This is a genomic window from Neoalteromonas arenosi, assembly GCF_030362855.1.
Classification (GTDB): Bacteria; Pseudomonadota; Gammaproteobacteria; order Enterobacterales; family Alteromonadaceae; genus Alteromonas_E; species Alteromonas_E arenosi.
The window spans coordinates 327,924-345,016 of sequence record NZ_JAUCBP010000012.1; the positions used below are offsets into that span (position 1 = coordinate 327,924).

Below are 17,093 nucleotides of genomic sequence, written 5' to 3' on the forward strand. Positions count from 1 at the left end.
AACATACCCTTGTTTACGCAAGACATTCCAACGAATGTAAAGAAGCAGAGCAAACAAAGTATCAGGAAAATGTGGGTGGATGAATAGTGTGCAACTAAAAAAGGCGATGAGAAATACAGCAAAATTATACGTAATCATACTGTGTGTGAGTGTCTTGAGTTTGTTTGGTTGCCAACCCAATAACGCCGAATCCGTTGCGCAGCAAGCTGTTCAAGTGTTTGATCGGCAACTGCATACGCGTGTACCGATGCGTTTACACTATGCCAGTCAGTCACTTGATTGTGCAGATTCTTTCACCCATGGGCAAAATCTATGGCAACTAGAACGTCTTGCGTTTTTTACCTCCGAATGGCAATTGTTTGACCCTGAAACAAATGCCTGGCAAGCAGTCAATTTGTTAACCTCAGACTGGCAAACTCAGCAAGTTGCATTGTTGTGGTTTGAGCAACAATGCACAGCACACAATGAATTACTCCGGCATCATAGCATTGAACTGGATGTCACACCGGCGCTCTGGCAGCGAGCCACCCAACTGCGCTTTACCCTAGCCGTACCTTTCCACAGCAATCATTTAAATCCCCTAACGCAACCTTCGCCATTGAATATTCCGGAAATGTTTTGGTCGTGGCGCATGGGATTTAAGTTTGTTCGTTTTGATATGCGCACCAACAGCAATGAGTTAGGAAGCTTGGGTTGGTCGTATCACCTCGGCAGCATTGGTTGCCAGAGTGCATCGAGCATGAGGCCGCCTGAACAGGCTTGTCAGCAGCCTAATCGCTTGCAGGTATCGCTTAACAAACTCAGCGCCAATAATACGCTTGTGTTTGATATTGCTGCTTTGTTGAAAGACATTGAGCCAACCGCTATGGGAGGCTGTATGTTCCACCGTGACAATGAGTCAAGCTGTGATGTGTTGTGGCACAATTTGCAAACTAGCAACGTGATAAGGTGGCAGGGTGATTAGATACGCAGCAATAGTCTGCGCAGTAGCCGCAATTGCAGCGGCAGTGTGGCAGTTCACCGTGCAGTTACAGTCAAACCATTATGAGTGGGATATTCCTGCGGGTTTCCCTAGCCCCAATGTACCGACAGATAATCCTATGTCGGAGGCGAAGGTCACTTTAGGTAAGGCGTTGTTTTTTGAACCGGCGTTGTCGGGTAATGGCGCGATGAGCTGTTCTACCTGTCATATGCCAGAATTAGCGTTCAGTGAACCGCGCCGTCACTCAACAGGTTCCACCGGTGATGTTGTCAAGCGCAATGCAATGGCACTTGTCAATGTGGCATACAACGGCTCACTGACGTGGGCACACGACGGATTAAACACAATTGAGCAGCAGTTAATGATCCCGCTGTTCGGTGAACATCCGGTGGAGATGGGAATAACGGGTAAAAAAGATATTGTATTGGCGCGCTTCAATACTGATGACTACCGACGTTTATTCGACGCCGCTTTTGAACAACCTCAACCTCAGTGGGATCATATCATTAAAGCTCTTGCGAGCTATGTGCGCAGCTTAACGTCGTTCAACTCGCGTTTTGACGACTATGCATATCGACAGGACGATAACGCGCTAAGCAAGGCTGAGCTGCGCGGTATGGAGTTGTTTTTTTCTGAACGATTAGAGTGTTTTCACTGTCATGGTGGCTTTAATTTTTCTCAATCAAGTCAGCACGCATTTCAACAGCTCGATTTACGTCCGTTTCACAATACGGGGCTTTACAATATTGATGGGCATGGGGCGTACCCTAGCAGTGATCAAGGGTTGATTGAAATCACCATGAATCCATCCGATATGGGGCGCTTTAGAGCACCTACATTGCGCAATATTGCCGTTACTGCGCCGTATATGCACGATGGCTCGTTACCCACTCTCGATAGTGTTATTGCTTTTTATGCAGCGGGTGGACTTGGCGCTGGTGTAGAGAGTCCTTTGAAGAGTCAATTTATCAAGGGCTTTGCACTAACAGAAAGCGAGCATCAGGATCTCAAGGCATTTTTGCACAGCTTAACCGACCAACAATTTTTGCAAGAGCCCCGTCACCAAGCGTTGGTAAACCCGCCAAAAGTCAATGATTAAGCGGTTTTACTAGTGCAACAATAATATTTCTTTGCTATCTTCGAGAGTAGCCTGATCAAAAACGCGTGTGGAGATAATAATAATGACAGAAAAGCCGTTTTTAGTGAGTGGACGCAACACCTTGATCCACAAAATCCGTAAGTTGGATTTACTAGTTTTAAATGGTGATGATTATCCGGCTGTTGTGGTTACACACAGAGGGATTAAAGAGTACGAAGGCAAAATACCTGACAACAAGCGCGAAGCAAAAATGATGGACATGGAGCTTGTTGACGTTACAACAAGCGATGTTTTTGGCGACGAAAAGACGCTCATTTTTGTGCAGACGCTAAACGGTAAAGAGTACAAAATCGACTACTCCAAGGTCGGTACCCCTCTGTTTATCAAAATTCACCAAGACAGCGCATTTTAATATTCTTTATCTAACTGGCATCAATTCTGAGATGCCAGTTAACAGTCCTTTATTCAAATTCACCAAACTCACAGCGGTGTTGCTTCTCTCAGCCTAACGCGATCTGTCAGTGGCCAATGACAGCAAGTAACTCACCTACGTTACAAATTGTGTCGCACTTTCGTTCAATCCCCTGCCTATTCGACCATTTATCGACACTTATCGAGCGTTAATCGCGTTAGCTCAAATAGGTGTATGTTGCCGATTATGACAAGATTTACCCGAGGCTTTTGTCTAACGTTTGGGGTGCACATCTCCCATCGTGCTTAATGAGGAAAATATTATGAAAGCAGCTACCCAACGCGTTTGTTTGATTCTGACCACCGCAGCGGCAATTGCCCTTGCCCCACTCAGTGCCACCGCAGGCAATTTCGATCCTGCACTCGAAAAAGACTTAGTGCGCATTTGCGCTGCGCTAAAGAGTGATAGTCGATTAGCATTACATCGCGCAGTGAAGAGAAGTCGTCTAAGCTATAAACAGATAGATGAGGGTTTAATGTGTAATGGTGAGTCAGCACAAGACTTTGCCCGCACACATAACGCCAATTTAACGGCCAGTACTTTAGCAGCAAAGGCTCGTAGTAATAATGGTGTATTGACCGCGCGCCGGTCTGGAGAATAGCGGGGGCGATAAACTCTGTGCAACTAGTGTACGGAATTTGTCGTTTTATCCCAGTAGTCAGTGAGTTCATCACAGCGGCCTAGCGGCAAACCTGTGATTAACTACACTCAAAGAGTCGGAGTAGTGACCCGGCAAATACATATAGCAGTAAGTGTGTATTAATTCCTGGTAAGTTGGGCTGCAATGTCATATTCAGCCCTTTTTTTCTCCACTTGAGGGACACCCAAAAATCTATGACTTCGCTACTCATTGTCGATGATGAAGCCTTAGCACGGCAAGGCCTTGAAATTCACTTGTCACAGTTGGCAACGGATCTGAATATTGTAAGCTGTGGCGATTGTTATGCGGCCCAAGATGCGCTTGCGCAGCAACATTTTGATGCAATGTTTTTGGATATTGATTTACCCGGTATCAGCGGCTTTGCATTCCTCGACGAAATGCAGCGCAATCAACAGAAAATCCCGCCGGTGATTTTTACTACTGGGCATATCGACTTCGCCCTGAAGGCGTTTGATTACCCGGTTCTGGATTACTTGTTGAAGCCCATCGATACCGCGCACCTCAAACGCGCAATAGCTAAACTCAATCAGCAGCAGCACTTAGCAACTCAGCCTCAGCAAGGCAAATCTCAACCACAACAATCAGTCAATTCGACCTTAAGTTTAAAAAACGGTGCTGCATGGCTGCAACTCCCTGTCAATGATGTGTTATGGATTGAAGCGGCCGGTGATTACATGTGTGTGCACACGCCGACTGAAAATCATATTTTACGCACCACACTTCGGGCGCTGGAGCTACAACTGAAACCCTATCGATTCGTGCGTATCAACCGCTCTAGTTTGGTCAATCTTGAAAACGTCACATTGTGTAAGCCAGCGAAAAACGGCAGTTATCACGTGCAATTGAACAATCAACAAGAGCTGCGTGTTAGCCGCAAATACAAAATGCTGCTGGACGAGGCTAGCGAGCGTTATCTAAGCAGTAAGACGAAAATCTAACAAAATATCCCCAACGACCTTAAATCAGTTACACTGCGACTCTGCGGAATGTGGGGGAATCATGGTTAACGACGCTATCCGTTTATTGGCCGCCGGTGTGGCTATTGTTACATGTCTGCTTGCCGGCGCTTGGCTGAGCACACTCTTACCCGTTAGGCTTCCGGCTGCAATATTGGGGTTATTGTTGTTGCTGTTTTGTCTTTGTGTCTGTGGCAAGGTACCTAATGCATTGCAGCGGACTGCACGACCACTCCTTGTCCATATGCCACTGTTTTTTGTACCTGCAGTGATCGCGGTTTGGCAATTTACTGATGTGATAAAGACCAATGGGTTGACATTATTTGTCGCGATTGTCGTGTCAACGTTAGTGGTGGGTGTGGCTTTAGCCGCATGGGTGAATACCTTGCTTAAGGATAAACATGAGCACTGAACATATTGTGCAAGTGATGCTGTGGTCTGTGGTAACCGGGGGGATATATTGCGCGGGTCTTTGGCTTTATAAGATCAGTCGAAGTCAGCCGTTATTGCACCCGATCGTGACGAGTGCCACGGCTATTTCGGTACTCATTTTTAGTCTGGGAATATCATTGACGAACTACTTGCAAGCCACCCACTGGTTTTCCTGGCTGTTGAATATAGCAACAGTGGCTCTGGCGATCCCTATGTATCAACAAATCCAAGTGATTAGGCATTATGGTTGGCGCGTGTGGCTACCAATAATCGCCGGTGGCATAGCAGCACCGGGCAGTGCTTGGCTTTTCGCGTGGAGCATCGAGGCACCGGAAGATTTGCAAATGACCTTGTTAGCAAAATCAATAACCACTCCACTGGCCATTGATGTAGCGGGCGCCATCGGTGGTATTCCCGCTCTGGCGGCGGTGATTGTAATATTAACGGGCTTGGTCGGTGCCGTTTTTGCGCCCTGGTTATTTCGCTTTTTTAACATTACCAACCCGATCGCAGCGGGCGTTGGTCTAGGCACTGCCGCGCATGCTATTGGCACTGCGCGGGCCGTTCAAATGGGGCAAACCACGACAGCAGTAGCGACATTGGCCTTGTGCATAAATGGGATCGCGACAGCAGTAGTTCTTCCATTGCTTTTTGGTTAGCTCGCGTATCGTTCATCAAGCATTGTTAAATGCTGCCGTTATACTAAGGTGAAACATTGCTCAGCGAGGACTGGCAAAATAGTTCTGATGGACTAATACTTAATCTAGATAACAGGCACAATCTCTCGAGCGGTAAGGAACAAGCACAAGATGTACTCAGTTTTAATTTGCGATGACTCGATGGTTGCCCGCAAGCAAGTTGCTAAATGTCTGCCGCAAGATTGGGAAGTCGCCATTCACTTTGCAAAACATGGCCGTGAGGCGGTCGAAGCGCTTGAGGCAGGTAAAGGCCAGTTATTGCTACTGGATTTGAATATGCCTGTGATGGATGGCTATCAAACGCTTCAAGCGATTCAACAAAAACAGCTCAATACCAAGGTTGTGGTAATATCCGGTGATATTCAACCTGAAGCGCACCAGCGCGTTAAAAATCTTGGTGCTATCGATTTTATCAAGAAGCCCGTCAATTCAGCGGTGCTGCTGCAGGTGCTCACAACCAATAACATTATCAAGCCCGAGGCAGAGGAGCAGGCGACCCAAGACCTCGATCCTGAAATTCGTGACTGTTATCAAGAGATCACTAATATTGCCATGGGTCAGGCCGGTGACCACCTCGCTCGGATCATGAATGTTTTCGTTGAATTACCGATACCCAACGTCAATTTGATCGAAGTTTCCGAGTTGCACATGATGCTTTCAGATATAGAAATGCACGAACAAGTTTCTGCGGTATGCCAAGGTTTCTTGGGGCCGGGGGTAAGTGGTGAAGCGTTGTGTATATTAAGTGACTCCAGCTTTGGCGATGTGGCAAAAATCCTCAATATTTCCGGTGAAGTGGATGATCAGTTGCAACTGGAAGTGTTAATGGATGCCGCAAGCTTATTAATCGGCACGTGTTTAGCGGGCTTGGCTAACCAGATGGATTTATCCTTCAGTCAAGGTCACCCTGTGGTTTTAGGACAGCACCAAAGTGTTGGCGATTTGATTACCGCAAACAAAATGAAGTGGAAGCGAACCTTGGCAATTGAACTCAGCTACGGTCTAGAGGGGTACAATGTTCAATGCGATTTAGTTTTGCTATTTACGGAAGATTCAATGGAGACTATGAACGCCAAACTCGCCCATTTGTTAGAGGATTAACGCGATGACCGATACCAATCTTGAGGACTTACTAGAGTTTCATTGGATGATGGATATGTTGCAAACGGTCGACGTCGGCATTGTGGTACTGAATCGTGCCTATGAAGTCAAAGTTTGGAATGGCTTCATGGAAAGTCACAGCGGTATGCTACCAAGTGAAGTCCGTGATAAGTCATTGTTTGAGTTGTATCCCAACATTCAACGCGAATGGTTTGCGCAAAAGTGTAAACCGGTATTTGAGCTGCGCACACGTGCTTTTATGACGTGGGAGCAGCGTCCTTACTTGTTTAAATTTCCAAACTATCGCCCCATTACCGGTGGGGAAGATTACATGTACCAAAATATCACACTGGCACCATTGGTATCGGCTACAGGCACCGTCGATAATATCAGTATGATGATTTATGACGTTACTGATGTTGCAGCAAGTAAAAAACAGCATGAGTCGTTGCAAGTCAAAGTGACTGAAGATCGCGAGCGTCGCTCACAAAACGCTTAAGTTGTGCGACTTTGGCGTGTGATTTGCTGAGGCATTGATATTCTGTTTTCAGTGCTAGTGTGAAATGCGAAGTATAACTAATCAATGGCGAAAACTTGTTTACCTGTGTATGTGTGCGACGTTGCTCGCATGCGGTGGCGGTGGCAGTGATGAACCACCGCGACAATCACTATTTGTCAATGCCGGTGTCGATCGTCAAGTCAGTGAGTTGTCAACTTTCACGTTAAGCGGTCAAGTTCAAACCAATTCAAGCTCTTTGACCTACGTTTGGTCTTCGTCTCCGGTGATTACCATTGATCATCCTGATCGGTCCGTACCCGATGCTACAGTCACAGCACCTGCAACCACAGAGCTGCTGCCTTATACTTTTACACTTCGGGTAACCGATGAATCGGGCAACTCTGCGAGCGATGAGGTGGTGATAACAGTTGCTCCAGTAAACGAAGCTCCGGTTGCGGATATACAGCTAGACGCTTGGCCAGGCCTAGATCCCGGCGTATTCCCTGCGGGTGAAACGCTGCTGCTGGATGGCAGTGGCAGTGTCGATCCGGACGATACTTCGATCAATGCAATTATTGCCTACGAGTGGCAACAAATTGCCGGACAAAATGTCTTAAGTGGTGTCGTAACCGATGCTGCAACCTTATCAATTACCACACCAATTGCTATTGAGTCGCAAACGCTGGGCTTTCGATTAACGGTGACCGATACAGAATTAGCCTCAGCTTCCACTGATATTAGTTTAAATATTCAAAGTGAAAGCGATACGCTTCCATTGGTGAACGCAGGGTTTGATCACGCGGTATTCAGCGGCGAGTCAATTATTCTCAATGGCTCAGCCTCGACTTCAGTGCCGCGTGGCTTACCACTCACTGTCGAATGGCGCAACGACACTGGCGAGGTTTTAGATATTGACCAGCCCAGTAATGTCAGTACTTTTGCCACCGCGCCCGATGTTGAAACGCCAACGACGTTGATCATAAGCCTGAGTGTTACCGATGCGTTTGGCAATAATGTTGAAGACAGTATCAACGTATCAGTGCAGCAGCAGCCGCTCACTGCATTAAATGATACAGGTGTTATCCAACAAGCCACAGAAGAGCAGATCACTGCGGTTCATCAAAACCAGTTTCCAGGCCAAGATGGACAGCGAGGGCAGGATAAAATTGCCGAAAGTGGCTTGCTAGAGAAAGCCGGGCGAGGATTGCAGGGCTTCGATTTTACCCGCCTCAATCAAAATGGTGATGAAGTTGATGACGTAACACAGCCCTGGCGCTGCGTGCGGGATAATATTACTGGTTACGTGTGGGAAATTAAAACCGCTGCGGCTGGATTACACGCTACTGATAACTTGTATTCGTGGTATCAGGAAGAAGATAACGGTGGTTTCGAAGGGGAGCGCAATGGTGCGGATACCGTGTGTACACTAGCTGAGTGCAATACGTCGGCATACATCGCCGCGGTGAATGCCGAAGGTTTGTGTGGTTTTTTCGATTGGCGCTTACCGTCTCATGATGAGCTATTGTCAATTGTTCATTACGGGGTGATCAATACACCATTGGTCGATGAGAGTTACTTTCCAGAAACGGGGCAATTATCCCAAGCACCGTTGTGGTATTGGACAGTACAACCCAACGCTGATGGCGTCCAAGACGAAGAGGCGCAAGCCGCGTGGGCCATTGACTTTGCTACCGGCGTTGACAATTTTTTGAATAAGCGCAATGCCGCACGGATCCGTCTTGTTCGGGCGGGGAGGCCATAAGATGCTGATGCGAATCAAAACTATAGTATTATTACTGAGCGGCCTGTGTTTCTCCGCTGGCACAATGGCACAAACTTGCTTAGCGAACATTCCGCCCACTACACCCACGAATGAGTTTATTGAATTAACCACTCAACAGATTAAACATCAACGCACGGGTCTGGTGTGGATGCGTTGTGCCATTGGCCAAACTTGGGACGGCAACACGTGTGAGGGGGATGCTGAGCAATTGACATGGCAGCAAGCGTTACAGGTTGCACATGGTTATGAGCTCGAGAGCACCTTGGGCTGGCGTGTTCCGAATATAAAGGAGTTAGCAACACTGACTGAGCGCCAGTGTGTGCGACCGTCGATTAATACCTCATTTTTTCCCGACACGCCCGAAGATGACTTTTGGACGTCAACACCTTCGGTATCTGATCCGCAACGCGCTTGGGTTGTGGCCTTCTTTAATTCGAGTAACTCACTTAAAGACAAAGACCGCTTTGTATTTGTGCGGCTCGTAAGAGATGCATTGCCAAACGAATAGTTCTATAGTGGGTGCGCTGTAGTTACCGAGTAATACTATGATTGCCAAACTTGTGAGTAAACTTCTGTTTGCGGCAGTGTTACTGCTGTTGTTTCAAGTGCCCATTCTCAACCAACAGTACGTGCAGTATTTATCTGGATATATCGACGCTAATCAGAAACAAATTGACGCGCTTGAGATATTAGCCAGCAACAATGGTTACCCGTCGGTAGACACATTGCTTGCGCAGTGGTTGAGCAACAGTGACCCGGTCATTCGAGCAGATGCGCAGAATAAACAAACCATGTTGGTGGAAACGGAAAAACTACGAGGTGATCTTGTTTATTTGCGTGATGCACATTACTTTCAAGCGCTACTCTATTTCATCAACCCCGCGAACGCCGAGCACTTACCTGCGGTATGGCGCAATTTTAAGCCGGGCATTCCACTGACTATTGAGCCGTTATTGTTCAGTGTTCTTCTGGCTTTAGTGTTCAGTGGTTGTGGGTCGCTATGTTGGCGCGTTGTACGCACAAAAAAGCGCGGTGATTGGCGTTCTACTGTCAGTTAGCGAAGATATTCCTGTGCTGGTCTTATCGCTATTGCAAAGCGAAATAACACCGTTCAGACTACACACATTGGAGTAATCTTTGTATTGATATGTTGAAACGTTTAGTCACTCTTTTGGGGTTAGTCGGTTTGCTGGTGATCAGCGGCGACAGCTACGCCGGGGTGAAATGTAAAATTGATTTTAACTATGGTGTTGTGGTTAACAATAGCCAACTGCGTGTCTTGGAAGAGTCGCGCACAGTCTTACAAATCAATCACAAAAGCCAGCTTTTCATCGGTGGCGAATGGATAGATTTAAACACTGAGCAGCAAGCCATATTGAACAATTATGCAGAAGGGATGCACTACGTGGTTCCTAAGATGGTAGTGCTCGCCAGTGAGGGCGTTGAGCTGGCCATCGATACTATCGAGCAAGTGTATCAAGGCATCGTCGGCGTCGATCACGACAGCTACGAAAAACTGCAAAATGCGATGCGGCGCGCCAAAGACAAGATCCGCGACAAATTCCGCTACGCCAGTAATCATTACTTTATTGCGCCAGGCTCTCTAGAGCAGGTGGATGACTTTGTTGACCAGCAAATTGAGGCACAATTAGGCGAGGCCATTAGCACATCACTCGGCGGTATTTTATCGGCCATTAGCGGCTTAAATACCGGTGATGGAGACACCGAAGAGCGCATGCGCGCGCTAGAAGAGCGGCTTGAGCAAATGTCTGTAGAGCTTGAGGATGAAATGGGCTCAAGGGCCGAGAACTTGCGCGATAAGGCCAAGTGGTTTTGTCATAAAATCAAACACTTAAATGAGCTTGAAGAACAGTTACGGGGTTCGATAAAGCAATTCGAAGCATACGATATCATTGTAGAAACCTACTAAATACCACTCGATTACTGCGTAGATTATCGGCGAATTGCGCTGTATAGGCGCAGCAATTGATTCCGTGCAACAGGCTAAATCGTTCGCGGTGTAATTACACAAACAATTCTAATAGCGAATTCAGATAACGCCGGCCCTTGGCAGTGACCTGCCAAGCGTCGGCTGTTTCTGTAAGCAACTCTTGTTCAAACCCTGTCTGTATTGCTCGACTTATAGTCGCGTCATTTTCAATGCCAGTGAATGCAGAGAACTCTTCTTTGGGGCAAGGCTCGACTAAGCGCAAACGGTTCATAAAAAATTCGAACGGACGATCTTCGCTCGCGACCAGATGACGTTGATCGAGGTAATCACGGTTCAATTGCATATAACCGCGAGGGTGCTTGACTTTAACGGTTCGAGTGATGGTGCCCGCAGTCGCATTGGTAATTTTCCCATGCGCACCGCAACCGATACCTAAATAATCGCCAAAGCGCCAATAGTTGAGGTTATGCTGGCACTGATGGTGCGCTTGAGAATAGGCCGATATCTCGTATTGACGATAACCGTTGGCTTCGAGTAACGCATGGCCTTGCGCTTGGATCTCCCATAATAAATCGTCATCGGGAAGTTCCGGAGGGCGAGAATAAAAGGGAGTATTAGGTTCAAGTGTCAGTTGATACCAAGAAAGATGAGGCGGGTTCTGACCAATTGCGGTGCGCAAATCACCGAGGGCATTTTCTAAACTTTGCTCTGGTAACCCATGCATCAAATCTAAGTTAAACGATCGCAGCTTGGCACTGCGGGCATATCCGGCAGCAGCCTGAGCCTGTGCTGCGTCGTGAATACGCCCGAGTCGTTGTAAGTGCTGGTGCTGAAAACTTTGGATACCAATAGATATGCGGTTGACACCCGCTTGCTGATAACCAGTGAAGCGCTCACTCTCCACTGTGCCAGGGTTAGCCTCAAGGGTAATTTCAGCACTGGGGGATAGGGCGACACGCTGGCGGACACCGGCAAGTAGAGTCGCGATTGCCTCAGCGGACAACAAACTAGGAGTGCCGCCGCCAATAAAGATACTTGTGACCATACGGTCGTCAATCAAATGTGCATCAGCGGCTAAATCGTCGAGCAAATGCGCGACATACTCCGCCTCGGGGAGCGACTGTTTCAGGGTATGCGAATTAAAGTCACAATAAGGGCACTTTTGTACACACCATGGAACGTGAATATAGAGGCCTAATGCGGGGTTACGCAAGGCTATCTCGCATTTTCTCAATCAGTGCAGCTAGTGCTTGACCGCGATGACTGATCGCACTTTTTTCTGATTTGCTCAGTTGTGCCGCGGACTGACTTAACGAAGGTAGATAGAACACCGGATCATAACCGAAGCCACCGTCACCGCGGCGCTGATAATCAATCTCTCCCCACCAATAGCCTTCACACACAATAGGGACAGGATCGGCTGCATGACGCATGAAAACTAGGCAGCAATAAAAGTGCGCGCGACGATTAGCACGGCCATCGAGTGCACTTAATAGCTTATCGATATTGGCATCATCGGTAGCATCGTCACCCGCATAACGCGACGAATAAATGCCCGGTTGGCCCTGCAACGCATCTACTACTAAACCCGAATCATCGGCTATGGCGGGCAGGCCAGTCTGTGCGGCGGCGTGCCGCGCTTTGATAATGGCATTTTCTACAAACGTTGTACCCGTTTCGGCAACTTCAGATACTTGATATTCCGATTGCGGCGCGAACACCACATTGTGCTTAGCGAAAAGCTGTTCAAACTCAGCCACTTTGCCAGGATTACCAGTTGCTAACACGATTTGTTTCATGGTGATTAATTACTCGTTTTACTTGTCAGTGACTAGCGTTTAGTTCGCTTGGCTTTTTTCGCTGTAGTTTTCTTGTTCTTGGGCTTTTTCTGCACTTTTGGCGCTTTGTGTTGAGGGCGTAAACCGTCAATAACGCGTGCTTTAATCACGTCTTTGGTGTAGCGCGCAATTTTTCCCATCATTGCAAAATCGTGGGCTTCAACGAGTGATATCGCTGTACCTTTTGCACCCGCACGGCCAGTGCGACCAATCCTGTGCAGATAAACATCAGCGGTTCGCGGTAAGTCATAGTTGATGACATGACTGACGTTTTGCACGTCAATGCCACGCGCGGCAACATCCGTTGCAACTAATATCGGCGCCTCACCCGAGCGGAATTTAGCCATCGCCGCATTGCGTCGATCTTGTGGCATTTCACCCTGTAGATAACATAGATCGTAGCCATCGCGCATGAGCTGGTCTTTTAACTGTTGCAACCGCTCACGCGTTTTGACGAATACAATCGCAGTGGTAATTTGTTCGCTGAGTATGTGTTTGAGCAACGCATATTTGTGTGCGGCATCATCGGCCAAGTGATACCACTGCAATATCTTGGCTTTTTCTTTACGCGACACCTCGGCGTTAATCTCAGCAGGCTCTTCCATAATATCCCGCGCAAACTGACGCAAACCTTTACCCTCAAGTGTTGCTGAAAACAATAAGGTTTGTTTACGCCACCGAGCTTCCGCAGCGATTTGATTAACAATGCCGCTAAATCCCATATCTAACATGCGATCAGCTTCATCTAATATGAGCCACTCGATATCGCGACAATCAGCACTTTCTTTCTCAATATGCTCAAACAACCGGCCTGGCGTAGCCACCAAGATGTCTAAGTTTTGGCTTAGCGTTTCTTTGTCAGTACCGTAATTGATACCGCCGGTGATAACACCGCAAGTCAACGCAGTATTGGCCGTTACAGCCTTGGCTTGTTCGTGGATCTGCAGTGCAAGCTCGCGAGTGGGTGACAAAATTAAAATTCTGGCAGTGCCAGGCTCAGAACGCGGAAAGTCCAATAAATACTGGCAAGCGGGTAATAAAAACGCCAAGGTTTTCCCTGTTCCAGTGGGGGCAGAAGCCATCAAGTCTTGCCCTTCAAGCGCTTTGGGAATGGCTAAACTCTGAATCGTAGTGGGCGCTGTAAAACCCATATTTACCATTGCTGCGCATAGCGCGTCATCGAGATCGAGCTGATCAAACATTGTCTGTGTGTACCTTATAAATCATTTGCACATTGTAGCATTTGCATGCCTAAAGTTGGCTAACTTATTTAGCACGACGCATTCCTTTGACATCTGCAGGGCAAGTCGCTAGTTTAAGCCTCGACGTATAACGAATTTTTCACTCATGTATCTCAATTATTTTGGTTTAAAAGACAACCCCTTTTCAATCGCTCCAAACCCTGCATATCTCTATATGAGTCCGCGCCACAAAGAGGCTCTCGCTCATCTTACCTTCGGATTGCGCGAGTCAGGTGGGTTTGTAATGCTTACCGGGGAAGTCGGCACAGGTAAAACAACCGTTTCACGCAAGCTGCTGCAACAATTACCGGATAACACTCAAGTGGCCATGATCCTCAATCCGACTCTGTCTGCGTTGGAGCTTTTGGCGACTATTTGTGACGAGCTCGGTATTGAAGTTGGTGAGCGTCAGGAGAGTCTCAAGCACTACACAGATGCGATATTGAAAAAGCTTGCAGAAAACCATGAGAAGGGCACAAACACTGTGCTTATTGTTGATGAAGCACAGCATTTACTGCCGGAAGTATTAGAGCAATTGCGACTTCTTACCAACTTGGAAACGAACCGCGAAAAGTTATTAAAAGTTGTATTAATTGGCCAACCAGAATTACAACAACTATTAAAGCGCAATGAATTGCGTCAGCTCGCTCAGCGGATCACCGCGCGCTATCACCTTTTGCCGTTAACCGAAACTGAAGTGGGTTCCTACATGGCGCACCGTCTAGAAGTGGCGGGTGGTGACCGGAGTGTCTTTAATAGCAGTGCTATTGCCGCAGTTTTTCGCATCACTGGAGGAATTCCTCGGGTGATTAATTTGCTGTGTGATAGAGCATTAACCTTGTCGTTTACCATACAAGCGCCGGTGGTGAGAAAGCATGTGTTATTGGCCGCAGCCAAACAGATTTTGGGTGATGACGTAGTGGCGCAACGCCGCAGTCGTCGCTTTGATTATCTGTTAGCGGGCCTATTCGTGGTGGCCATTGCCGCCGGCTATGGCTTGGGAGGTCTTTATGCTTAAGATCATCCCAATCAAAGAACTCCAGCCTGGCATGATGATTACCCAAGTGGTTGAACAAAATGGCCCGGTTAAAATTCGCAAAGTCGGTTTGGTCCGCAGTGCAGACATGATCACTGGGTTAGCGGAAATGGGGGTGCTCAGTATTGAGATAGATACCGAGCAGTCGTTGGAACTAGAGCCTGAAGCTAAACCGCCATCGTCGATGACGCAAAAACTGCTACAGGGCGAATACGACCATGCAAGTCAAGTGGATACTAAACTTTCTGAGCAGTTCAATCGCAGTCTGTTTTTGCCGTCGGTGAACGAGTTGCCCAGTATGTGGCAGATTTATGTAAAGCAAGTGGGCGTTGTTGCCGGCGTTGTAATGCTGGGGTTAACCATTGGTGCCACAGTAGCTATTGCTCCGAGTTGGTTGACCGAAAAAGCGGTCATAGCATCAGAAACGCCGACAGAAATCCAAGTGCCACCGGCTGAAGCCGAACAGCAACAAAGTCCAGTCGTAGAACCGGCCGAAGTTGCTGAACAGGCCACACCTGTGAGTGACAAAGCACTACCTGAACCGGAGGCTCAAACTGAGATAACGCCACCGGATGAAGACTCCGTAGCGGTTGTTGAGCCCGAGCAGTCGAGTGCCGAGGATGAAGGTGAAATTCTCACACAAACGCCAGCGTCAACCGAAGATGAGTTAGCCGCTGTATCGCCTGAGTTACTCGAACGGTTTAACCGAGCGTTAGAAGATTTGGAAAACAGCCCTGTTGATGATGAGCCTGAGACGCGAGTGACGGTCAGAGACGATATCCCACGCGTCGACCAGTTACCTGCGCGCCTGCTCACTCAACTGCCGGCAATGGAATTCTCCGCACATATGTATGCCAGTGCACGCAACAATCGTTGGGTAAGGGTCAATGGCCAGCAATTGTACGAAGGCGAGTGGATTACCGATGAGGTTCAGCTCGTCAATATAGAACCCCAGCGCGTAGTGCTAAGTTTTCGCGATGAGCTATTTACCATGGCAGCCCTAACCGATTGGTAGGGCGCTGCTCGCATTAATCCGGTATTTGATGAATAAATACTTCACGGAAAAACTTCGGTAAATTCATTTTGAACTCAGTGGGTTTCACCGCAGCAACAATTTCATCAGTACTTTTGGCCAAATCAATACGCTTGATTTCAGAATGCATCTGCGTTCGCAGGCTGTAAAAGGTCATTACTACGGGGCTGAGCGGATCGGTTTTGCCTGGTGAACTGACCAAGGCCAGCTTTTCACTTTTTAATTTCACTAACGAACCAATAGGATGCACACCGATGCACTTAATAAACTGCTGAACTAAGGCTTGGTCCAGCGCGCTATCGGCCATTAATTTGCGCAGTACCTGCGTGGGAGTTTGGCTCTTTTGATGGGCGCGATCTGAAATCATAGCGTCGTAGCAATCGACGATTGCTGCCATCCGCGCATACGTTGATAAGTCGTGGCCTTGTTTACCCGCTGGATAACCCGAGCCATCCATACGTTCGTGATGGTTTTGAATAATATCGCGAATGATGTCAGTCACATCATCGCATTGTTCGAGTAGTTCAACACCGGTATCGACATGCCCTTGCATAATTTGCCATTCTTGTGTGTTGAGCTTACCGGGTTTGTCGTACACGTCTTTTGGAATTGTCGCCATACCAATGTCCATGAGCATGGCCCCCAAACTGAGCTCTTCAATTAGCGACTTGTCAAACTCCATATGCCGGGCAAAAACGCCCATTAAAATGGAGCAACTGATACTGTGCTCGAGCAAATATTCATCTGCGTCTTTGATCAGGGTCAGGCATGAAATTGCGTTGGGGTTTTCAAACACTGAATCGATAATATTCTGACTAAGATCTGTGACCGCATCTAAGTTGGCGGCGATTCCAGATTGTAAAGAGTTCACAAAATCGCCTTGGATCATAACGGCTTGTAGATACAAATCATTGGCATCAGAAAGCGCATCAGACGTTAGCTTGGCTAATCGATTGGGCTTGGCCTTAGGTTTTGCCGCTTCTGTTTGTGCTGGAGCACTAGAGGCAGGCTCCGGCGCCTCTTCGGGAAGCTGACTTTTAGATAAGTCGACTTCTAATAACTCAATTCCTTTGTTTTTGAGTTGCTGAATAGTCGCCTGCGATTTAACCAGGCCTTTAGAACGCATTTTTAGCCGCCCGGCTTGCTTCAGTACTTGATTCACATACATGCCAGGTACTAATTCGGAAATAGGCACTTGCTTTAACATCGAGAACCCTTGCTAAACGTGTGAATTGATAGTGTAGCAAAGAATCGCAAAAACCCAATAAAACCATTGGGCTAGCGATTGATTTTAGTCAAACTTTGCAGCGT

At 47.5% G+C, this 17,093-nt stretch carries 19 protein-coding genes; 15 read left to right on the forward strand and 4 right to left on the reverse strand.

The genetic code is table 11. From position 1 onward, the window contains the following. Positions 1–79 precede the first annotated feature (79 nt). The 13 genes from QTP81_RS15085 (at position 80) to QTP81_RS15145 (ending at position 10,613) form a co-directional block, all read left to right on the forward strand. Positions 80–964, forward strand: coding sequence for an MbnP family copper-binding protein (locus QTP81_RS15085; RefSeq protein WP_289366619.1), 885 nt, complete (start codon positions 80–82; stop codon positions 962–964). A 43-nt stretch (positions 965–1,007) separates the two neighbouring features. Next, positions 1,008–2,081, forward strand: coding sequence for a methanobactin export MATE transporter MbnM (locus QTP81_RS15090; RefSeq protein ID WP_289366722.1), 1,074 nt, complete (start codon positions 1,008–1,010; stop codon positions 2,079–2,081). Between the two features lie 82 nt (positions 2,082–2,163). Next, on the forward strand, positions 2,164–2,493 hold the full coding sequence (locus QTP81_RS15095) for a hypothetical protein (RefSeq protein ID WP_289366621.1): 330 nt from the start codon (positions 2,164–2,166) through the stop codon (positions 2,491–2,493). Positions 2,494–2,815: 322 nt separating this feature from the next. Continuing rightward, entirely contained in the window at positions 2,816–3,154 is a 339-nt protein-coding gene (locus tag QTP81_RS15100) for a DUF3718 domain-containing protein (RefSeq protein WP_289366623.1), read from the forward strand. Positions 3,155–3,387: 233 nt separating this feature from the next. Next, complete coding sequence (locus QTP81_RS15105; protein ID WP_289366625.1) at positions 3,388–4,152, forward strand: LytR/AlgR family response regulator transcription factor; 765 nt, start codon at positions 3,388–3,390, stop codon at positions 4,150–4,152. A 61-nt stretch (positions 4,153–4,213) separates the two neighbouring features. Then, a complete protein-coding gene (locus QTP81_RS15110) occupies positions 4,214–4,582 on the forward strand; it encodes a CidA/LrgA family protein (protein ID WP_289366627.1) in 369 nt (122 codons plus the stop codon). After that, the gene (locus QTP81_RS15115) at positions 4,572–5,261 is read left to right on the forward strand and encodes an LrgB family protein (protein WP_289366628.1); all 690 of its coding nucleotides are present in this window, start codon (positions 4,572–4,574) and stop codon (positions 5,259–5,261) included. Before QTP81_RS15110 ends, QTP81_RS15115 begins: the two co-directional genes overlap by 11 nt. Positions 5,262–5,411: 150 nt before the next feature. Next, positions 5,412–6,401, forward strand: coding sequence for a response regulator (locus tag QTP81_RS15120; RefSeq protein WP_289366629.1), 990 nt, complete (start codon positions 5,412–5,414; stop codon positions 6,399–6,401). Positions 6,402–6,405: 4 nt separating this feature from the next. Next, complete coding sequence (locus QTP81_RS15125; protein ID WP_289366631.1) at positions 6,406–6,900, forward strand: PAS domain-containing protein; 495 nt, start codon at positions 6,406–6,408, stop codon at positions 6,898–6,900. Positions 6,901–6,964: 64 nt separating this feature from the next. Then, positions 6,965–8,662 carry an Lcl C-terminal domain-containing protein gene (locus QTP81_RS15130; protein WP_289366633.1) on the forward strand — a complete coding sequence of 566 codons (1,698 nt, stop codon included), beginning with the start codon at positions 6,965–6,967 and terminating at the stop codon, positions 8,660–8,662. 7 nt (positions 8,663–8,669) lie between these two features. Further along, complete coding sequence (locus QTP81_RS15135) at positions 8,670–9,191, forward strand: Lcl C-terminal domain-containing protein (RefSeq protein WP_289366634.1); 522 nt, start codon at positions 8,670–8,672, stop codon at positions 9,189–9,191. A gap of 37 nt (positions 9,192–9,228) precedes the next feature. Then, positions 9,229–9,741 (forward strand): DUF2937 family protein, encoded by a 513-nt coding sequence (locus tag QTP81_RS15140; RefSeq protein WP_289366635.1) that lies wholly within the window; start codon positions 9,229–9,231, stop codon positions 9,739–9,741. Positions 9,742–9,830: 89 nt separating this feature from the next. Continuing rightward, complete coding sequence (locus tag QTP81_RS15145; RefSeq protein WP_289366638.1) at positions 9,831–10,613, forward strand: DUF2884 family protein; 783 nt, start codon at positions 9,831–9,833, stop codon at positions 10,611–10,613. 94 nt (positions 10,614–10,707) lie between these two features. On the opposite strand, the gene hemW is transcribed toward QTP81_RS15145, so the two are convergent. The 3 genes from hemW to srmB are packed head-to-tail and all read right to left on the reverse strand — an operon-like array spanning position 10,708 to position 13,674. Further along, entirely contained in the window at positions 10,708–11,847 is a 1,140-nt protein-coding gene (gene hemW, locus QTP81_RS15150; RefSeq protein ID WP_289366639.1) for a radical SAM family heme chaperone HemW, read from the reverse strand. Continuing rightward, complete coding sequence (rdgB, locus tag QTP81_RS15155; RefSeq protein ID WP_289366641.1) at positions 11,840–12,433, reverse strand: RdgB/HAM1 family non-canonical purine NTP pyrophosphatase; 594 nt, start codon at positions 12,431–12,433, stop codon at positions 11,840–11,842. The genes hemW and rdgB overlap by 8 nt, the downstream gene beginning before the upstream one ends. Before the next feature lie 32 nt (positions 12,434–12,465). Beyond that, complete coding sequence (gene srmB, locus QTP81_RS15160) at positions 12,466–13,674, reverse strand: ATP-dependent RNA helicase SrmB (protein WP_289366642.1); 1,209 nt, start codon at positions 13,672–13,674, stop codon at positions 12,466–12,468. 145 nt (positions 13,675–13,819) lie between these two features. On the opposite strand from srmB, the gene QTP81_RS15165 reads away from it, so the two are divergent. Both QTP81_RS15165 and QTP81_RS15170 read left to right on the forward strand, forming a co-directional pair. After that, positions 13,820–14,731, forward strand: a complete 912-nt coding sequence (locus tag QTP81_RS15165) for an ExeA family protein (protein WP_289366643.1) — start codon at positions 13,820–13,822, stop codon at positions 14,729–14,731. Continuing rightward, complete coding sequence (locus QTP81_RS15170; protein WP_289366644.1) at positions 14,724–15,764, forward strand: general secretion pathway protein GspB; 1,041 nt, start codon at positions 14,724–14,726, stop codon at positions 15,762–15,764. The genes QTP81_RS15165 and QTP81_RS15170 overlap by 8 nt, the downstream gene beginning before the upstream one ends. A 13-nt stretch (positions 15,765–15,777) precedes the next feature. Here QTP81_RS15170 and QTP81_RS15175 read toward each other — a convergent pair whose 3' ends face one another. Continuing rightward, positions 15,778–16,989 carry an HD-GYP domain-containing protein gene (locus QTP81_RS15175; RefSeq protein ID WP_289366645.1) on the reverse strand — a complete coding sequence of 404 codons (1,212 nt, stop codon included), beginning with the start codon at positions 16,987–16,989 and terminating at the stop codon, positions 15,778–15,780. Positions 16,990–17,093 lie beyond the last annotated feature (104 nt).

Coding starts and splice junctions, on each gene's coding strand:
- QTP81_RS15105 (WP_289366625.1), top strand. CDS start 3,388: ATGACTTCGCTACTCATTGTCGATGATGAAGCCTTAGCACGGCAAGGC.
- QTP81_RS15140 (WP_289366635.1), top strand. CDS start 9,229: ATGATTGCCAAACTTGTGAGTAAACTTCTGTTTGCGGCAGTGTTACTG.
- QTP81_RS15130 (WP_289366633.1), top strand. CDS start 6,965: ATGCGAAGTATAACTAATCAATGGCGAAAACTTGTTTACCTGTGTATG.
- QTP81_RS15135 (WP_289366634.1), top strand. CDS start 8,670: ATGCGAATCAAAACTATAGTATTATTACTGAGCGGCCTGTGTTTCTCC.
- QTP81_RS15095 (WP_289366621.1), top strand. CDS start 2,164: ATGACAGAAAAGCCGTTTTTAGTGAGTGGACGCAACACCTTGATCCAC.
- srmB (WP_289366642.1), bottom strand. CDS start 13,674: ATGTTTGATCAGCTCGATCTCGATGACGCGCTATGCGCAGCAATGGTA.
- QTP81_RS15175 (WP_289366645.1), bottom strand. CDS start 16,989: ATGTTAAAGCAAGTGCCTATTTCCGAATTAGTACCTGGCATGTATGTG.
- QTP81_RS15120 (WP_289366629.1), top strand. CDS start 5,412: ATGTACTCAGTTTTAATTTGCGATGACTCGATGGTTGCCCGCAAGCAA.
- QTP81_RS15165 (WP_289366643.1), top strand. CDS start 13,820: ATGTATCTCAATTATTTTGGTTTAAAAGACAACCCCTTTTCAATCGCT.
- QTP81_RS15145 (WP_289366638.1), top strand. CDS start 9,831: ATGTTGAAACGTTTAGTCACTCTTTTGGGGTTAGTCGGTTTGCTGGTG.
- QTP81_RS15115 (WP_289366628.1), top strand. CDS start 4,572: ATGAGCACTGAACATATTGTGCAAGTGATGCTGTGGTCTGTGGTAACC.
- QTP81_RS15100 (WP_289366623.1), top strand. CDS start 2,816: ATGAAAGCAGCTACCCAACGCGTTTGTTTGATTCTGACCACCGCAGCG.
- QTP81_RS15125 (WP_289366631.1), top strand. CDS start 6,406: ATGACCGATACCAATCTTGAGGACTTACTAGAGTTTCATTGGATGATG.
- QTP81_RS15110 (WP_289366627.1), top strand. CDS start 4,214: ATGGTTAACGACGCTATCCGTTTATTGGCCGCCGGTGTGGCTATTGTT.
- rdgB (WP_289366641.1), bottom strand. CDS start 12,433: ATGAAACAAATCGTGTTAGCAACTGGTAATCCTGGCAAAGTGGCTGAG.
- QTP81_RS15170 (WP_289366644.1), top strand. CDS start 14,724: ATGCTTAAGATCATCCCAATCAAAGAACTCCAGCCTGGCATGATGATT.
- QTP81_RS15085 (WP_289366619.1), top strand. CDS start 80: ATGAATAGTGTGCAACTAAAAAAGGCGATGAGAAATACAGCAAAATTA.